The 16664-nt window shown below is 63.2% G+C and carries 18 protein-coding genes; 7 read left to right on the top strand and 11 right to left on the bottom strand.

Annotation, left to right across the window (positions count from 1 at the left end; genetic code table 11):
* Positions 1-129: 129 nt before the first annotated feature.
* The 4 genes from ehuB to Q0996_RS22000 all read left to right on the top strand — a co-directional run bounded on the left by ehuB (position 130) and on the right by Q0996_RS22000 (position 3210).
* Positions 130-1029, top strand: coding sequence for an ectoine/hydroxyectoine ABC transporter substrate-binding protein EhuB (ehuB, locus tag Q0996_RS22015; protein WP_299625089.1), 900 nt, complete (start codon positions 130-132; stop codon positions 1027-1029).
* Between the two features lie 92 nt (positions 1030-1121).
* Positions 1122-1850, top strand: coding sequence for an ectoine/hydroxyectoine ABC transporter permease subunit EhuC (gene ehuC / locus Q0996_RS22010; RefSeq protein WP_299625086.1), 729 nt, complete (start codon positions 1122-1124; stop codon positions 1848-1850).
* Entirely contained in the window at positions 1847-2515 is a 669-nt protein-coding gene (gene ehuD / locus Q0996_RS22005; RefSeq protein WP_299625083.1) for an ectoine/hydroxyectoine ABC transporter permease subunit EhuD, read from the top strand. The genes ehuC and ehuD overlap by 4 nt, the downstream gene beginning before the upstream one ends.
* A complete protein-coding gene (locus Q0996_RS22000; protein WP_299625080.1) occupies positions 2512-3210 on the top strand; it encodes a GntR family transcriptional regulator in 699 nt (232 codons plus the stop codon). Before ehuD ends, Q0996_RS22000 begins: the two co-directional genes overlap by 4 nt.
* Before the next feature lie 23 nt (positions 3211-3233).
* Here Q0996_RS22000 and Q0996_RS21995 read toward each other — a convergent pair whose 3' ends face one another.
* Both Q0996_RS21995 and Q0996_RS21990 read right to left on the bottom strand, forming a co-directional pair.
* Positions 3234-4268 carry a nickel/cobalt transporter gene (locus Q0996_RS21995; protein ID WP_299625077.1) on the bottom strand — a complete coding sequence of 345 codons (1035 nt, stop codon included), beginning with the start codon at positions 4266-4268 and terminating at the stop codon, positions 3234-3236.
* Positions 4268-4831 (bottom strand): DUF1007 family protein, encoded by a 564-nt coding sequence (locus Q0996_RS21990; RefSeq protein ID WP_299625074.1) that lies wholly within the window; start codon positions 4829-4831, stop codon positions 4268-4270. The genes Q0996_RS21995 and Q0996_RS21990 overlap by 1 nt, the downstream gene beginning before the upstream one ends.
* A gap of 167 nt (positions 4832-4998) precedes the next feature.
* Here Q0996_RS21990 and Q0996_RS21985 point away from each other — a divergent pair, with 167 nt between their 5' ends.
* Complete coding sequence (locus Q0996_RS21985) at positions 4999-5820, top strand: hypothetical protein (RefSeq protein ID WP_299625071.1); 822 nt, start codon at positions 4999-5001, stop codon at positions 5818-5820.
* Here the strand turns inward: Q0996_RS21985 and Q0996_RS21980 are convergent.
* Entirely contained in the window at positions 5817-6575 is a 759-nt protein-coding gene (locus Q0996_RS21980; protein ID WP_299625068.1) for a GntR family transcriptional regulator, read from the bottom strand. The genes Q0996_RS21985 and Q0996_RS21980 overlap by 4 nt on opposite strands.
* Positions 6576-7803: 1228 nt before the next feature.
* Here Q0996_RS21980 and Q0996_RS21975 point away from each other — a divergent pair.
* Both Q0996_RS21975 and Q0996_RS21970 read left to right on the top strand, forming a co-directional pair.
* Entirely contained in the window at positions 7804-8706 is a 903-nt protein-coding gene (locus Q0996_RS21975) for a sensor histidine kinase (RefSeq protein ID WP_299625065.1), read from the top strand.
* Positions 8675-9286, top strand: a complete 612-nt coding sequence (locus Q0996_RS21970) for a response regulator transcription factor (protein ID WP_299625062.1) — start codon at positions 8675-8677, stop codon at positions 9284-9286. The genes Q0996_RS21975 and Q0996_RS21970 overlap by 32 nt, the downstream gene beginning before the upstream one ends.
* 65 nt (positions 9287-9351) lie before the next feature.
* On the opposite strand, the gene Q0996_RS21965 is transcribed toward Q0996_RS21970, so the two are convergent.
* From Q0996_RS21965 to Q0996_RS21930, 8 genes are all read right to left on the bottom strand, one after another.
* Positions 9352-10626, bottom strand: coding sequence for a transporter (locus Q0996_RS21965; protein ID WP_299625059.1), 1275 nt, complete (start codon positions 10624-10626; stop codon positions 9352-9354).
* Positions 10627-10684: 58 nt separating this feature from the next.
* Positions 10685-11287, bottom strand: a complete 603-nt coding sequence (locus Q0996_RS21960) for a peptidoglycan-binding protein (RefSeq protein WP_299625056.1) — start codon at positions 11285-11287, stop codon at positions 10685-10687.
* 118 nt (positions 11288-11405) lie between these two features.
* Complete coding sequence (locus tag Q0996_RS21955; protein WP_299625053.1) at positions 11406-12257, bottom strand: hypothetical protein; 852 nt, start codon at positions 12255-12257, stop codon at positions 11406-11408.
* 394 nt (positions 12258-12651) lie between these two features.
* Complete coding sequence (locus Q0996_RS21950) at positions 12652-13374, bottom strand: C39 family peptidase (protein ID WP_299625050.1); 723 nt, start codon at positions 13372-13374, stop codon at positions 12652-12654.
* 95 nt (positions 13375-13469) lie between these two features.
* On the bottom strand, positions 13470-14324 hold the full coding sequence (locus Q0996_RS21945; RefSeq protein WP_299625048.1) for a hypothetical protein: 855 nt from the start codon (positions 14322-14324) through the stop codon (positions 13470-13472).
* Between the two features lie 358 nt (positions 14325-14682).
* Positions 14683-15297: a hypothetical protein gene (locus Q0996_RS21940; protein ID WP_299625046.1), complete on the bottom strand. Its 615-nt coding sequence runs from the start codon at positions 15295-15297 to the stop codon at positions 14683-14685.
* Positions 15298-15316: 19 nt separating this feature from the next.
* Complete coding sequence (locus Q0996_RS21935) at positions 15317-15817, bottom strand: hypothetical protein (RefSeq protein ID WP_299625044.1); 501 nt, start codon at positions 15815-15817, stop codon at positions 15317-15319.
* 55 nt (positions 15818-15872) lie between these two features.
* Positions 15873-16418, bottom strand: coding sequence for a hypothetical protein (locus tag Q0996_RS21930; RefSeq protein ID WP_299625042.1), 546 nt, complete (start codon positions 16416-16418; stop codon positions 15873-15875).
* Positions 16419-16664 lie beyond the last annotated feature (246 nt).

Below are 16664 nucleotides of genomic sequence, written 5' to 3'. Positions count from 1 at the left end.
CATTCTTGATCGAGTTTACTTCGTTGTTGTATCCATCTAGTGGTTTTCTGTTCCGATCTGACCGACCGTCGGGAGAACGGTCTTGCATCCTTGAGAGGCCAGAACCTCTCGAAACCCGGAGGCGAAAAAATGAACTTCATCAGCAAAATCGGGGGAGCCGTCAGCCTCGTCGCCGCCCTCCTCCTGGCGACCACCCTCATGCCGACAGCCGCCGTCGCGGCCGACAATCCGTTGCTCGAGAAATACCGCGCCGAGGGCGCGACCATCGGCATCGCAGGCTACGCGCCCTATGGATACAAGCAGGCCGACGGCAGCTTCACCGGCGAACAGGTGGAGATCGTCAAGCACGTCCTCGGGGCAATGGGGATCACCAAGCTCGAGTTCGTGGCCATGGATTTCGGCGCTCTGATCCCCTCGCTGGTCGCCCGCCGGATCGACATGGGCGCGGCAGGAATCTACATCCGCCCGAAGCGTTGCGAGCAGATTCTCTTCGCCGAGCCCACCTGGGGCCAGGGTGCCGCCTACCTCGTGAAGAAGGGCAACCCCAAGAGCCTGCATAACTTCAAAGACATCGCCAAGACCGACGGGGCCAAGCTCGCGGTGCTGGCCGGCGGCACGGAAGAGACCCTGGCCAAGAAGGACGGCGTGCCCGACGAAAAGCTGCTGAAGGTCAGCGACAAGGCCGCCGGCATCTCAGCGGTGATCTCCGGGCGCGCGGACGGCTTCGCCCTCTCCGCCTTCGCCATCAACGACATCGTCCGCACCGCCGGCGATCTCATCAACATGGAAAGCTCGGGCTCCATCACCGAGATTGCAGGCGAGATCTACCAGGGCCACGGCGCCATCGGCTTCCCCAAGGGCGATGGCGACGAGTTGAAAGCCAACATGGCCTTCCGCGACGCCTTCCAGGCCGAGCTGGCCAACTACGTCGAAAGCGGCAACTACGCCAAGATGGCCTCGGCCTGGGGGTTCGGGCCCGCGGACGCCCCCACCAAGAGCATGAAGGAACTCTGCGGCGCCGGTCTCTAAGGCTGCAAGGGGCACCCGTAGCGGTCTAAGATCGCTACGGGGCCGGCCCGCTTCCGCACGGCAGCCACGACAAACCCTTTCGAGACCGCCCTATGTCCATCCGCGCGCTTATCGTCACCCTCTGTGTGACCATCTTCGCGGGCGCGGTCTATTTCCTGCGGTCTCCCTTCGTCGACAGCGCGCTGGTGTTTCTCGAAGCCGCCGAGATGACCCTCAAGATCGTCGTCGTCTCGATGATTCTGACGGTCATCATCGCCTTTGCGACAGGCATCGGCCGGCTCTCGCCCTGGACACCGGTGCGCTGGCTCTGCATCAGCTACGTTGAGATCTTCAGAGGGACATCGGCCCTCGTCCAACTGTTCTGGCTGTTCTATGTGCTGCCGCTCTTTGGGCCGAAGATCGACCCCTTCACGGCCGGGGTCCTGGGCGTCTCCCTGAACGTGGGTGCTTATGCGGCAATCGTGGTGGAGGCCTCAATCCGCGCCGTTCCCAAGGCGCAGTACGAGGCGGCCATCGCCCTCAACATGAGCAGCTTCAACCGCATGCGCCGGATCATTTTGCCGCAGGCGATCCGCATCATGATCCCGCCCTTCGGCAATCTGGCCATACAGCTCTTCAAGCTGACCGCCCTGGTTTCCTTCATCGGCATCTCCGATCTGACCTACACGGCCTACCAGCTCAACCAGACCACCTATCTGACTGTCGAGGTCTTCACCATCGTCCTCTTCATGTACTTCGCCATCGGCCTTTCCATCACCATCGGCATGAAGCTCCTGGAGAAGCACTACTCCCGCGGCATCCGGCTGGGTGACGCCCGATGAACTGGGACTGGGCCTATACCCTGGAGATCCTGCCGCAGATGGCGGAGGCCTCGCTGGTCACCCTGCAGGCGACGGTGATGGGCTTTGCCCTGGCGGCGGTGCTTGGGCTGCTCTGGGCCATCATCAGCCTGTTGGAGATCCCCGTCCTCAGTTTCGTGGTGCGGCTCTGGGTCGAGTTCATCCGCACCACGCCGGTGCTGATCCAGCTCTTCGCCATGTACTACTTCCTGCCGCTGGCGGGGGTGATCCTACCCGCCATGGTCTGCGGCGTCCTGACCCTGGGCATGCACTATTCTGCCTACTGCGCCGAGGTCTACCGCTCCGGATTCGCCCAGGTCGACCGCGGCCAATGGGAAGCGGCCAAGGCCATCAATCTCTCCACCGCGCGAACGCTGAGGCGCGTCATTCTGCCCCAGGCGATCCCGCCGATCATCCTGCCGCTCGGCAACTATCTGGTCACCATGTTCAAGGAAACGCCGGTTCTTTTGGCGATCACGGTGATCGAGCTGGTCGCCACGGCCCGGATCATCGGCAATGATACCTTCCGCTATACCGAGCCCATCACCCTGGCCGGCGTTTTCTTCCTGATCCTCAGCCTCGCGGCCGCGAAGCTCACCCGGGTCGTGAACCGGAAGTTCGCCCTGCCGGGCCTGCAGGAGTTTTGAGACAGACCTCGATGATCCCCGCCCTCAATCAAACCGCCGCCCGGACCGCTCCCCAGCAGCGGATCGCCGCGATCTATCAGGAAATCCGCTACCGCATCTGCACCAACCGCTACCCGCCGGATACGCTGTTGCGCGAGGAGGAACTGGCCAGGGAGTATTCGGTCAGCCGCTCGCCGATCCGCCGGGTCTTCTCCATGCTGGAGCACGAGGGGCTGGTGGAAATCAAGCACGGCATCGGGACCCTGGTGACGCGGATCGAGCCGGAGCTGCTGGCCGATGTCTATGCGGTGCGCATGATCCTGGCCGAGGCCATGGGCCCCTTCATCGAAACCCCCTTTGCCGAGGGCACGCGGGAGTTCTTCGTCCGCTGCGGCGAGGAATTTCTCGCCTTGCAGCAGGGGGACGAGATCGGCTTTGCCGAGACCAACATCCGCTACTTCGTCGGGCTGATGGACCTGGCCGCCAACAAGACCCTGCGGGAGATGCAATGCAATCTCTTCTTTCAGACCTCGCGCATGTGGCTGCTGCTGCTCCGCTCGATCCCCTGGGAAGACACCATCAACGCGGTCCACGACGAGGTCGACGAGGTGGTCCGGCGCATCGACGTGGAAGACCCCATCGGCCTGGGCTTCGCGATCCGCAACCACATCTTCGAGAGCCAGCAGCGACTCTTCAAGGCGCTCCACGAGGGATAGGGCAGCCCGGGTCGGGGAGTGTTCTAGCCCAGGGGGATGTCCAGGAAGGCGACGAAGGAGACGAGGCCGATCACGGTCACGACGATGGCCCCGCCGAAGTTCATGGAGTGGCGCAACAGCGCGACGCCACCCGCCCCTCCGCCGGCGCCTTCCACCAGTTTCACGGCGGTCTTGCGGGCGACGATGGCGCCGACGCCGAGGGTACAGATGGTCAGCCCGATGCCCGCCGACATGGCGGCGACCAGAATGAAGCCGGGATAGATCATGTCGTTGGCCACGGCATAGAGCATGATGAGCACGGCGCCGGGACAAGGCACGACACCCGCGGCGAAGGCCATGAGCCCACCCTCCAGCTTGCTCGCCTTCTGACCACCCCCGTGGCCATGAGAGTGGGCATGCCCATGGCTATGCCCGTGGCTGTGCCCGTGACTGTGGCTATGGCCCAGTTCGCTGAGATCGACGTAGCCGAGCGCGGCGCGGAAGGCCTGGAAGAGCATGTAAAGACCGATCGCGGCAATGATCAGGAAACTGCCGGCCCGCACCCCGGGGATCTCCGCCAGGCCGACACCGAAGCCGACCTTCAGGACTGTGTCGGCCAGCCAGACGATCACGATGGCGGCGATGACATGGACGATGGCGACCTGCACCGCCATCAGCACGCCGCGGCCGACCTGCACCTCCCGGCCGAGGAAATAGGAAACGATGATGAACTTGCCGTGCCCCGGCCCGAAGGCATGGAAGATGCCGTAGAGGAAGGCGATTCCCAGCCCCAGGAAGAAGGCACTGAGGTCTTCGCCGCTGTTCACGGCATTCATGTGTTCGGCGACCTCGGCGTTCGCCTGGCGCTGGAATTCGATGATGAACTGGGTCCAACGCTCCCAGAGGCCGCGGTCGTCCTCGGCGAATTCGATCATCGGCGCCGTCGCCGTGCCGGTGCCGGACTGACCGCTCTCCTGGGCCAGCGGAGCGCTCGCCAGGGCGGCGGCGGCGACAAGGGCCATCGCCAGAGACAGGCAGAAACCGAGAGAGCGGCTTAGGTTCAGCGGCAGGCGTTTCATCACTGGTCCTCACAAATCAAAGCGATGGTCTTGTCGTGCCCCTTCAACGGCCCCTTGCCCCGGCCAATGCGAAACTTGCAGCCGGCCGCCAGGGGGCCCTCGACCAGCAGGAAACCCTGCTCCATGAACGCGAAGTCGAAGACGATCCGCTCATCGAACTGGCTGACCACCAGCGCTTCGCGCGTGTAGGGGACCGGCGGGCCGAACTCGACGGCGAAGCGAAAGAGCAGACGCTCGTTCTCTATGCCGGGTTCGAAGGTGGCGACCGAGAAGTCCCGCGGTGCACCGTCGGAGAGAACGTGAAGGTGATAGTGACTCTCGGACAGGGGATCGAAGATCTCCTGCCTCAGGCGCGCGGCCTCGCTTTCGCTGAAGACGCCGTCGCCGTCCGCATCGACGGTGTCGATGGTGCGGGAGCTGAAGTAGCGGTCGAACTGCCACTCCAGCGCCAGCCCAACAACCGACTCGTTCTGCAGGCGGTAGATGATCTTCGACTTGACCCAGATGTCGGGATTCGCCTGAGCCGCCGGCGCAGCGAAGGCCAGAGCGAGGCATAAGAACACCGCCGGCCACACCCTCGGAATTCTCCACGCGCCCGCCAGCCCAGCCCCGCAACAAAGCAAGCGCGGGCGGCCGGATCTCCGCTTTGCTGGTGATGACAAGACCATTTGCATTTCCTCGTGACATGTTCTATAAAATGTCGTGTGACATGTCAAGAGACGGCTGAGCCATGCTCAGGCAGCTGCTAGGGCCCTTCGCGGGGGCCGCTGCCTGGCATTTGGCGCCTATGGGCTATCGGCGGGAAATCTCCGGGATCGCCGGCCGCGCGGCGCAGTGCCGGGAGTCGTGGCACCCCCACCTGGAGGCGACCAAGCAGGTGATCGAGACGGCTGCGCAAGCTTGCGCGCGCCGCAAGACTGTCCTTCTCGTCGGCTCCGGCCTGTTGCTGGACGTGCCCCTGGCCCACCTCAGCCGCTCCTTCGAGCGGGTGATCCTCGCCGATATCGTCCATCCGAGGCATACCCGCAAACAAGCCCGCGGCTACGGCAACGTCGAACTGGTCCAGGTCGACATCACCGACATCGCCAGACCGGTCTTCGACTACGTGCGAAAGGGCCGCCGCGGCGCCCTGCCGCACGGCAATCCGGACCACTTTCTCGATCAGGACATCGATCTTGTCGCCTCGGTGAACCTGCTCTCGCAGTTGGCGTTCATTCCCTGCAGTTACCTGCGCGCCAAACGGCCCTCCTTGCCGCGCGACGACCTGGAGCGGTTCGAGCGGCAGATCGTCGAGACCCATCTTCGCTGGCTTGCGCGCTTTGCCGGGCGGGTCGCCCTGATCACGGACTATAAGCGCGAGGAACAGGGGAGCGACGGCACGCTCTGCCGAAAGAACATCCTGGGCGGACTCGTGCTGCCGCCCTTCGAGGAGAGCTGGACCTGGCGGATCGCGCCCCGCGGCACGGTCTTCCACGACCTGGACGTCCGCCACAAGGTCGCCGCCTACAGCGACTTTCCAAAGCAGCACTTCGCCGCAGCAGCGGCGGGCTAGTTCTCTCGGCTCTCCGCGCTCGGCGCCGGGGAGAGGTAGAGCTGCGAGGCATTGGAGGCGAAGGAGCCGATGACCTTGTCCTGACTGCCGCGTATGGCCTTCTGCGCGATCTCCGCGGCACGCGTGCCCTCACCCGCCAACAGGGCTTCGACGAGATTGTCGTGGACATGGTGGAATTCGTTGTCCCGCTTGTGCAGGGTCAGGCTGAAGTGGACGATCCGCTCGTGCTGTTCGATGAGCGCGATCACCATCTCGGCCAACCGGCTGTTCCCCGACGCCTCGACGATGTAGCGGTGGAACTCGAGGTTGGCCTCGCGGTAGGCCTCGCTCGTCGCGTGACCGCGCGCCGCATGGCATTCGCGCACACGCTTGTCCAGGCGCTTCAATCGTTCGGGCTCGATCCGTCCGGCCGCCAGACGCGTTGCCTCCACCTCAAGCAGAAGACGGAGCTGAAAGACCTCGTGGACGTCCTGAACGGTGATCGGGGCGACGATGTTGCCCAGGCGTCCGCGGGTCATCACCAGCTTTTCCTGGCGCAGGCGGGTCAGCGCGCTGCGCAGCGGCGCCTTGCTGAATCCGTAGCGTTCGGCGAGCTGCGCCTCGGAGATTTCCGCACCGGGCGCCAGCCGGCACAACAGGATCTCGTTCTTCAAAACGCGGTAGACGTAGTCGCTGAGGCTCTCCGCCTCTTTCATCGGGGGAGAGCCCAGATCGCCGGGGCGCCGAGTCTTGCCGGCATCGGACAGAGGATCCATTGCAGAGAGCCTTTCAGGTCCTCGGGTGGAGTCTTCAAGAGCTGCGCCGCTGCGGCACGCGCCCGTTCCCGGGGACTATAATCACTGCCGGCGGGGGAGAGAACCGTCGCACTCTTCCGTGGGCCGGTTGGGGCATCTGACCATGGCATAGCCGGTTGCGGCGGGATCGCCGTGCCGGCCTTCCCGCGGCTCCGCGGCAGGTCAGCATTCGTTCAGGATCCAGCGCGGGCACCCCACTTCCCCATTGATCTACAACCTGAAGACGCAATCTCGATCAAGAGACCCACCTATTGCGCTTTAACGGCCGAGTGATGAGGACGGTGAGGGCCTCGCCCGGCTGACCTTTGACATTGGCGGTACTGATAGGGAAATGGTCCTTTCGGATCACTGGCATCGCTTATAGACTGCTCCAAAAACGGACGCATTCAGGAATGCCGCCCTTGCATACGGTCGTGGGCCATCGAATACCGGGTTTCAAGGTCTCGGCGAGCGCCAGGGACGTGCCTGTCTGAGGCCTTTGACTGACGTCTCCCGCTTTGGAGCGCTCCTAAATGCCCTCAACGACCTCAGGCCACCAATTTGTCACAGAGATCTAGTGATTTTGAGGAGTCTGTCTTGTCCCCCTGATTGAGTTCGCCAGCGTGATATGGTTAACTGACAGGCGTACTTTAGATTGTTCGAATTCTCACCATGATTGTATTGGTGGGTACGGCTGAATTTTTAGGTCTCCTGTTCCATACCCCTTGAGGCAGAGAAACTGGTTCTGACGGCGAGCCTGTCGAATCGGTCGGTGCGGTCCCATGACGGCGCCATGGACGGTCGGGACGATTGACACGTGAGTGTCGACGCAGCTTCGCGATTTGAACCGGCGCCCTGAGTACACAAAGGCGCAAAAGAGCGGAGGAGAGCCAACCCGTCTGACATCAGTCCGTCTTGCTTGAATGTTATAGATGATTCAGTGGGAGGTTTGCCCGCTCGGACGAGCGCAACAGCAATCCAATCCGGCGGGCGGCTTCAGAATCTTGCAGCAACGGTCAGGTGCATAGCGCAATCCCGGACGAGCGAACGAAACGCTCCCACGACTGCGCCAGGCCGAGGGAGAGGCGTGCAAGAAGATGGCGACAGTATTTTGACCTGATCCCTGCGATGCCCGGTCGCACCACGTCGCTTCCCTGCACTGCATGCCCAGAACTGTCTTGTCTCGGACCCCAACAGGGGGGAACTCAAGATGAGCATGGATCGCAGACCATACGCAGAGGAAGACTGTGGCCAGGCTGTTCCACCGCACCCGCCGCCGGACACACGCCGCAAGGCCAATGGATCAGCCCGACCCTCCGGCGAGCCTTACTCACTGCAGCGCAACGAGCGCTCCAGCGCGCTAGCGGACTTCACTGCAGTCCGCCTTGGAGCGCAGGCCAGGTCCGCGGAGCTTGATGCCGCTTCGGTGTTTGCGCACGAGTTGGCGCAACCTCTGTCCGCCATCGCCAACTACGTTCAGGCCTGCCGCACAACCCTTGTGTCCCACGGCGGGGAGGTGCCCGACAGAGCTCTCGAGTGCATCGAGAAAGCGATCGAGGAATCTGCGCGTGCCTCCCAGGTCTTCCACAGGCTGCGATCCCTCATGGATCACGAGGACCTGGAGCGCACGGCCGAGGACATCAACGCCATCGTCGAGCGGAGCAGTGCCGAGCTGTCCCCAATGGCGCGCGAGCATGCGGTGAAGCTGGAACTGGCGCTGGACCGGTCCTTGCCGTTCCTGCAGATCGATAGAATCCAGGTGCAGCTCGCCATCGCCAACCTGATCAGGAACAGCATCGAAGCCCTGCGAGACCGTCAAAACGGATCGATCGCCATAAGGACCAACCTGAAGGCCGATGATCTGGTCGCAGTGATCATTTCTGACAATGGACCGGGCCTCCCTCCGCAGATCGCAAGGCGGACCTTTAAGCCGATCCGCAGTCACAAGCCCGACGGCATGGGGGTCGGGCTGTCGATTTGCCACGCCATCGTCTCCGCGCATGGCGGACGGCTTTCGGCAAGCTCACAACCGGGTAAGGGGACCGATTTCCATATCCTTCTTCCAACAGGCGAGGCGATGGATGAGCAAGTCGACCGTCCTTGTGGTCGATGACGACGAGGGAGTTCTCGACTCCTTGAGGATGACTTTGGAAACCGCCGGGTTCGCGGTGCAGACCTACGGATCCGGGACGGCGCTGCTCGACGGCGGAGGAGCGCCCTCTGGCGATTGTCTGCTGCTTGACCTCAACCTGCCCGACCTGAACGGCCTGGAGGTTCAGGCTCGGCTGAAGGATGGGCGCCACGATCTGCCGGTGATCATGATCACCGGAAAGGGCGATGTGCGCAGCGCTGTCAGTGCAATGCAGTTGGGTGCGGTGGACTTCATCCAGAAACCGTTGAGCGGCGATACGGTGCTGGAGAGCGTGGAGCGTGCCCTTCTCCGCGGGAAGAAGACCTCTTCAACAGCCCGCGCGGAAAGGCCATTGCCCAGTGGCTTCGCCCGCCTGACCTCGCGCGAGCGGGAGGTCCTGGAGCAACTGGTGGCCGGGCAGTCCAACAAGTCGATCGCTTTTGACCTGGGCATCAGCCCCCGGACGGTGGAAATCCACCGGGCCCGTGTCATGGAAAAGCTGCAGGCCCGCAACCTCGCCCATCTCGTGCGCATTGCGCTGACCGCGGGCATCGGCACCTAGAGCGTTTTCGACTGACGTCCAAGCGGTTCCGCTTGGCTGTCGGATCGGCTGCGGTGGCGCCGGCGTCAGAAGTTGATGGGGAAGCCCACCCGCACCTCCACATCCGGCGCATCCTCCGTCAGACCGGCCGAGACGTTGGTGACGAGGGTGAAGTAGTCGTTGAGGGCGTAGGTCATGCCGGTATTCAGCCGGGCCACGTTGGCGTCGCTGCCGATGACGTCCTGAAAGTCGCCACCGTCGAGCTTGGTCCGCGTCTCCTCGAACCAGCGCTGCGAGTAGGAGAGACTGAGGCTGAAATCCTCGTTCAGCGCGTAAGCCACGCCAAAGCCGACCTGAAAGGAGTCACCGACGTCCACCGTGCCGGGCTGATCGCCGGGCGAAGAGCCGATATCGCTGAAATCCCTTTCGAAGTTGTAGAAATAGTCGAAGTTGGCGAAGACCAGCGCCGGATCGATTGTCTTCAGGACCGACGCGCCCCCGGATATCTGCCAGACACCGTTGCCGGTCGGCAGCTCCTCGGGAACCGTCAGGTTCCCCGAGCTTCCCTCGACCTCTCTCACCTCGATGCCGAAGGGGTGTTTGCCGGTCGGCGCCCGGCCTCTCAGGTTCAACACTACGTCCGGTATGTTCTCGGTCTCGTTGATGATGCGATAATTCGCGCCGAAGCTGATGTCTCCGAGGTTGTCGGAGCTGATGGCCTTCTCGATCTGGCTCGCCGAGCCGCCGCCCGCTCCCCCGGAAATGAAGTTCGACATTCGGTAGATGTAGGGCACGTTGACATCCACCTGAAGGTCTTCGCCGATCCCCATCCGCCCAGTGATATCGAAAGTCACGATGTCGGACTCCACCTCGTCGACGCTGATGTTTCCCAGGAAGATGGCGTCGAGGGCCAGGAAGCCGTTGAGCACGATCTGCGAGCGGTCGGTCCGCGTGTAGGTCACGGAGGGCTCGATGGTGAAGCGTTCGCCGAAGAAGCCCTGAGCCTCGCCGGCGACCACCTCGAGCGAGCGGGGAGCCTCGGCTTCCCGTTTTACCGGTTCTTCCTCGGCGTCCGCCGTCGGCGGCTGGGCAGGCGGTGCATCCTGCTGCTGCGGCGCGGGCGCCAAGGGAGGTGCCGGCTGAGCCGGCGGCGTGGGTGCCGGCGGTGCCGGGGCCGCTTGTTCAATGGTGCGCAGGCGCCTTTCCAGGTTCAGAAGGGCCCGATTTTGCGTTTCGATGGTCTTGCTCATCCGCTCGACCTGGCGCCGCAGGACCTCGACCTCGGTTTCCTGCGCAGGCGTTTCAGCGGGGCAGAGGAGCCCCGCCAGACAAACACCCAAGACCGCTGCGACAATTCTCATAGGCGTCCTCAACAGACCAATCGACTCCTGTCTTCCGAACGGCTACCCCGGCGCCGTCTCAGGGCTGGACCAGCTTCCAGACCGTCAGCGGATCGGGAAGCCCGGTACCGTCCATGCCTTCGCTGATCTGGAAGGTGGCGATCGCATCCCGCGTTCGGGGCCCAAACACACCGTCGGGCTGCCCGTTGTAGAGACCGCGCTCGGCCAACTGCGCTTGCACGCGCCGGAGCACCTCGTCATAGATCTGCGTGTTAGCTCCGTTCGCCGTCACGGTGCGCAACGGCGAGCGCCGGGCCAGCCGATCATTGCCGATCGAGAGAACCAGCCGCTGCGCTGCCTGGGCGAAACCTTCATCGGGATTCTGCCGGCAATGGTTCTCAATGATGATCGCGAACACCTCACTGGGCCCCCAAGGGGCAACATCGAAGGTGTTCGGCTCGTAACGATTGGTTGCTGTGAGGTAACCATCAAGCCAGTCCTTCAAGCGTGAAGCCGTCGCCGCGCCTTGCGAACGGGCTTCGACGAATACACCGCAACTCAGAACGCCGATGCCCTTTGTGGCAAACTGTCCATTGGCATCGGCGGCGCTGACAGGCGCCGGGGCGAGACCCAGAAGGATCAGGGCGCAGAGGCCAATCGGCCAGGGTGAAGCGAAGATCATGCCGTCTCATCTCCCCATTCGGCGCTGTGCGGCTTGCCGTCGACGGCGTCGGGGCCGGCCGCCAACGGAAGGAATGGCGGCATCGCCTGACGGCTTCGGACGCTTCGGCAAGGCTCCGTCACCGGCGCAGATCCCTTGTCAAGTTGAAGACCGAACGGACGTTTGCCCGCAGCACATTGACGCTGGGAGCCAGTCCAAAGTTGATGTTCACCGTGTTGCGGATGACGTTCAGGTCACTTCGAATGTTTGCGTGCTGGGCCACCCGCCCGACACCGCCACGCACCTCCTGCAGGACCGTGCCGAAGTCGTCGATCCTGACCACGTAGCCGATGGAGTTCGGCTCAATGAAGGCGGTGGCCCTCGTTCCGTCGTCGAACTCGACCGTCGTCGTCTCCAGCAGGGATAGGGGTTGACCGAGCGGCGTCGGGGGCGGGGCAAAGGAGACGGCGACCTGCCCCTCGGTGACGTTGAAGCGCATGTCGTTGCCGATGCTGTTCGCATCGCCCGCAGCCTGAACGCTCTGGACAACACCGCTGGCGGTCTCCAGCCCGCCCGCATTGGCTGTCAGGAGCAGAGGCACAGGGGGCGGTCCCTCGACGATGTCCGGATTCACCCCGCCAAGCCCTTCCAGCGGATCGATCGATATCGGGCCTTGTCCCGCTCCCGGATCGACGATGGTGCCGTCCGGCAGTGACTGAAGCAGGCTGATGGTGGGCGTCTGAGCGTTACCCGCAGTGTCGGCCGACCACTCCAGGCCGGTGGTGAGGACCACGCCGTCACCGGTCTGCCAGGCGGTGAACATCTGAATACCGAAGTGCTGGACTTCACCCCCTTCGACGAAGCGCCCACGCATCTCAGCCAGTTCCGAGTCCGGAACCACGGCGGCGTTCTCAAAAGCGCTGAGATCGGGATAAGACGAGCCGCTCGCCGCCGGGCCAAGCATCAGAAGGACCGCCAGCAGCAGGATCAATGACGTCAGGTTTCCTGGAGTAAAGGGACGGCAAACCCGGGCCGGCAGGCGCGTACAGCTTGGACTTCCGGCCAAACGTCTCACCGGCCCCTCCTTTGCTGTCCCGACGACGGCAAGAGCCGAAACTCAGGCCGTCGACAGCCCCTCGCCCGCTGCCTGCGCCGCGGACACCTTCAAACTTCAAGCCGAAAGGCACTTGATTGCATCTGGAGTAGAGCGGTCATTGTCGACACAGGAATGACTGCCCGTAAATAAGGGAAACCCCATAGGGGATTCCCCCTATGCGGGACCTGTGACTGTCACGACAAGGAGCTGCCCTGCGGGACCGCGCAAGGGCCGTCAAACTCCCTCCGCCAGCCGGCCTCCGGATCCGGCCGGACCTTAGGGCGGGCGGTCAGAAGCGGTGCAGGTCCGAATGAAGGGTCCCGAAATCGAAGGTGTCGGCGTTGACGATCGGCGCCCGGCTGCCAAGCAGGCGCTTGGCACTCACCGGGTCCTGCGCCTGTGCCAGGGCGGTATCGGCCTGATAGCCCTCCGCGACGATCGCCAGGACCACCCCGTTCCAGGACGCGACAAAATCCTCCTTGCGCAGGACCTTGTTTCCCAGGGCGGGGTCGGCCACGTAGACCTTGCCGTTGGTCGATTTCTTGAGGACGACGAAGTGGCGATAGCCCCTGATATCCAGAAGGACGATGGAGGGGATCTTGATCTTGTCCAGATTCTCGGGAGCGATCCTGAACCCCACGGCATTCATGCCGATGGATTCCACATAGCGCTTGATATCGAGCAGCGAGAAGCCCCTGCGCAAGACGGTCTCCTCGTCACTGACCGCAAGCATGGCCTTCAGAACTTCAAATTCGTTGGTGGGCTTCCCGTAGGCGTACTTCAGGATGGTCGCCACCGAGGCCGCACCGCAACTGAAGTCGGTCTCCTGCGGCACCAGGCCCTCGTACCTGGCTTCGCGCAGACTGACCACCGGCTTGTTGATGACACCGCCGCCCGGCAGGACCCCGCCAAAGCGGATCTCTCCCGCGCGACCGGCTTGAGCGAAGCCAACCAGGATGGCCAGGGCAAAGCCGACTGCGATCCAAGATATCCAAGAGGATCTGTCGCTCATCGTTGCGCCCCCCGGGCCTGCCAAGAGGAAGAAAGAGGAGGCTCAGACCAATGGATTTGGCCGGAGCCCCCTCAGACCGTAAGCAATGACCGTGACTACTGAACCGATGAGATGGACATCGCGTTCTGTTGGAGATTGTTGGTACCGGACGTCAGATTGATGCCGATGTTGCCAACGAAGCCGGCCGCGACCTGATCGCCCAACTTCACGTCGTTGGTGGTCTGCGCGTGCCAGGTATCGTTGAAGGTCGATTCCTGCAGGACCGCAGCCGTCGCCTCCGACAAGGTGGCCGTGCCGGTCACCGCAGCAAGCGCCAGGGCATTCTTCTGGGCATTGAAGGCACCCGCTGCGACGTTCACGCCGGCGTTGCCCGAGGCCCCACCCAGAACGTCGCCCAACAACTGGATCTGGTTGAGGACCTCTGAATCGCCCTCACTCTCGTCGAAATCGTTGTTGATCGTCTTCTGGATGCTGAAGATCTCGGCGTCGCTCGATCCCGCAGCCGAGGTGGTGCCGATCGCCGACAGAGCCGCCGCATTCTCTTGCAGCAGGTTGTCGCCAACCGCCACGTTGAGACCGATGTTGCCCTGTGCCGCATTCAGCACGGTCCCATCGATCACGGTGATGTTGGTGATGCTGGGATCGTCGCCCCGCGGTTCGACGAGGTTGTCATCGATGATCTGCTTGTTGTCGATCAGCGACAAGGCGGCCTCGGAGACGTTGAGGTTACCGGAGATCACCACGGTTCCGGTGTAGTTCAGGTCCTTCTCGACATCGATGTCCTTGGTGATGTCAACATCGATGGTGTTGTCGTAGTCGACATCGACGTCTTCATCGTAGGACTTGGTCAAGGTGACACTGGTCGATTGCGCCAAGGCGCCCATGGGTACAGCGACGAGCGCGGATACCCCGACGGCGATCATGGCAAACAAACCCAATCTGGTGTTCATTGCTCAATCTCCTGTTGTTCCTCGACCCGTAAGGGTCGCTGGCGGGGCACACGCGCCAACTGCTGCAGCAGGCTTCCCCTGCTCCCTAATACGCAAGATCGGTGCCAATCTCGGAAACCTTTGAATTGGATCGGACTTTTCCCGCGGCGGCAAAGAGCCCGAGGACAACCACTGTCCGCCGCCGTTACACGAATCCCGCCCCCCTGCCGTCAAAGACCTGAAGACGCGCGGTCTTTTGAGTTTTGCGTGCGGCTGTAACGCCGCCGGACAGTGCGCGGCATCACGCGCTGCCGAAATCCGGCGAGAGGTCTGGTCGTAGGAGGGGAAGCGGGCTGGTGCCGTCAAAACACGAAAGCCCCTAGGGCAGCGCGTTCGAGGATACGCCCAGCACAAAGCGGTTGAAGGTCGCGTTCTCCTGCCCCGCGACCTGGTTGACCTGGATGACACCGCCGGCATCGCGGAAGGCCCCCGGCCCGACATGGGCGAGCCGGTTTCCTTCCCGCTCTTCGGCTAGCGGCGAGAGGGCATTGGCCCGGCTCTGGCTGAGCTCGGACTCCACAAGGACCTCTCCTTCCAAACCCAGGGCCGCCGCGAGGTGATTGATCTGCAGATTGTTTCGCCCCGCGCCCTGAGTCACCAGAAGCACGCCCTGTGCATCGGCAAAGGCATCACCTTCGATCAACGCGAAGGCATCGAGAACCGTTTCGTCGGGAGTGGCGGCCGAAAGCTGGACCGTCGAGATACGCACCCGCGCCTGCGCCTCGGCGTTTGTGGCAATGAAGGCGGTGTTGGACTGCAGGTTCCCGTCACCGGCCGACTGATTGATCAGGGCGGCCCCTGTGAAGTCTCGCAGGGCCTCGTCGTCTATGATCGTCCGGCCGAACAGCTCCTCGGCAAAGGCCGCCGCGGGGCAGAGCGCCACGGCCAGGACCGCAAGGGCGCTTGCAAGTCTCCATCCGATCCGATCGGTCATCGTGCCTTGCTCCGGACGCTCATCTTGGGACAAGCGCATTGCGGATGGTCGTGCCCAGTCCGCGCGTCGCTTGCTGGACGGCGCCATCACTGCCATTGACGGTCGACCGCGAGAGCAGCCCCGCTGCCGCCAGGCTCGAGCGGATGCCGTCCGCGACAGGCCGGACACCCGCTTGCCGGGAGCCCCCGGCCAGAGCCGGCGAGACCAGGCTGCCACTGCCGGCGGTGACGAGGCGGGCCGTGCCGGACAGGATTGGCATGTCGGGGGCGATGGTTGCGGCTTCCAGATCGCTCAGCAGCTCACCCCTGGCAATCGGGAGGGCGGACATCAGGGCAGGGCTGATGCGGCTCATCGCCGAGACGTCGATCTCAGGCGCCGTCCTCACCAGGAAGGGCGGCGCCGGCAGAGCTGGTCTGACGGCAATACGTGGCGGAACCTCCCTCAGCACGATCACGCCGGGCTCGCGCAGTTCGCTCTCCTGCGCATCGAGCTCAGGGGCGGCCACGGCGAGCAGGGCCAAGGCAACAGCAAGCGGTGATAACAGCCGGCAGCGGAACGCCGGGACGAATCGCTCCCTATTGCTGATGGGTGACCAGACTGTTCGACTGCCCATTGCCCATGCCTGTGCTGTGGGAGATCTGGGGCCCCTGTAGCTTGCCTTGCTGAGTTTCCGTCAGTTCATCCCAGAGAATGACCGCGATGGGCCCCATCCCAACCGCTGTAAGGTCTCCCCCTTCCAACCCTCGCCCGCGCACCCCTGCCAGCTCTTCGTCGGCAAGAACCTTCGCCAGGGCGTCGTCACCGCTGCCTTCCAGAATTCGTGGGAGAGGGTCCGCAAAAGCAGGCTGCGCGACGGCAAATGCGAACAGGAAAAGGGCGAGCCCTGCGGTCGCCGCGCGCCCGCGGCGGCGCAAAGCTTGGAGCCATTGAGGGTCTTGGTTCTGCACGACCAGACACCTAATCAGCGAGACGCCATGACAGACGGCGATCTCCTCAACAGTGAATCGCAAGCAAGGACCACGCCAAGCTGCCAAGCACTTGATTTCGAAGCCTTCACTTTTTCCTCCCACCGGCACTTCGTCCGCAGGCGTTACAGCGGATTTCCGGGCAACAGCCGACAACTAACCGATGAGTCAAAGCCTTGCGCCACAAATCCGGCAGCAACATCGATCTGTAACGCCGGCGAACAGGTAGCAGAGCTGCACGACGCAGCGCTCTGCAGAGCATTCGGCAACCGCCTAGAGCAGATCCTGGCGCGATGGAATCGCGGGAGCGATCCATCGAGCCTGGTGAATCTGCTCTAATTCTTAAGTGTAGAGCGGATTCACATGCTTAGACGCAAACACGAGAGTGTTTCCGTCTAAGCA

It is taken from the genome of Pelagibius sp. (assembly GCF_028289705.1).
Taxonomy (GTDB): Bacteria; Pseudomonadota; Alphaproteobacteria; order Kiloniellales; family Kiloniellaceae; genus Pelagibius.
This window is presented reverse-complemented; position numbering and strand designations above follow the sequence as displayed.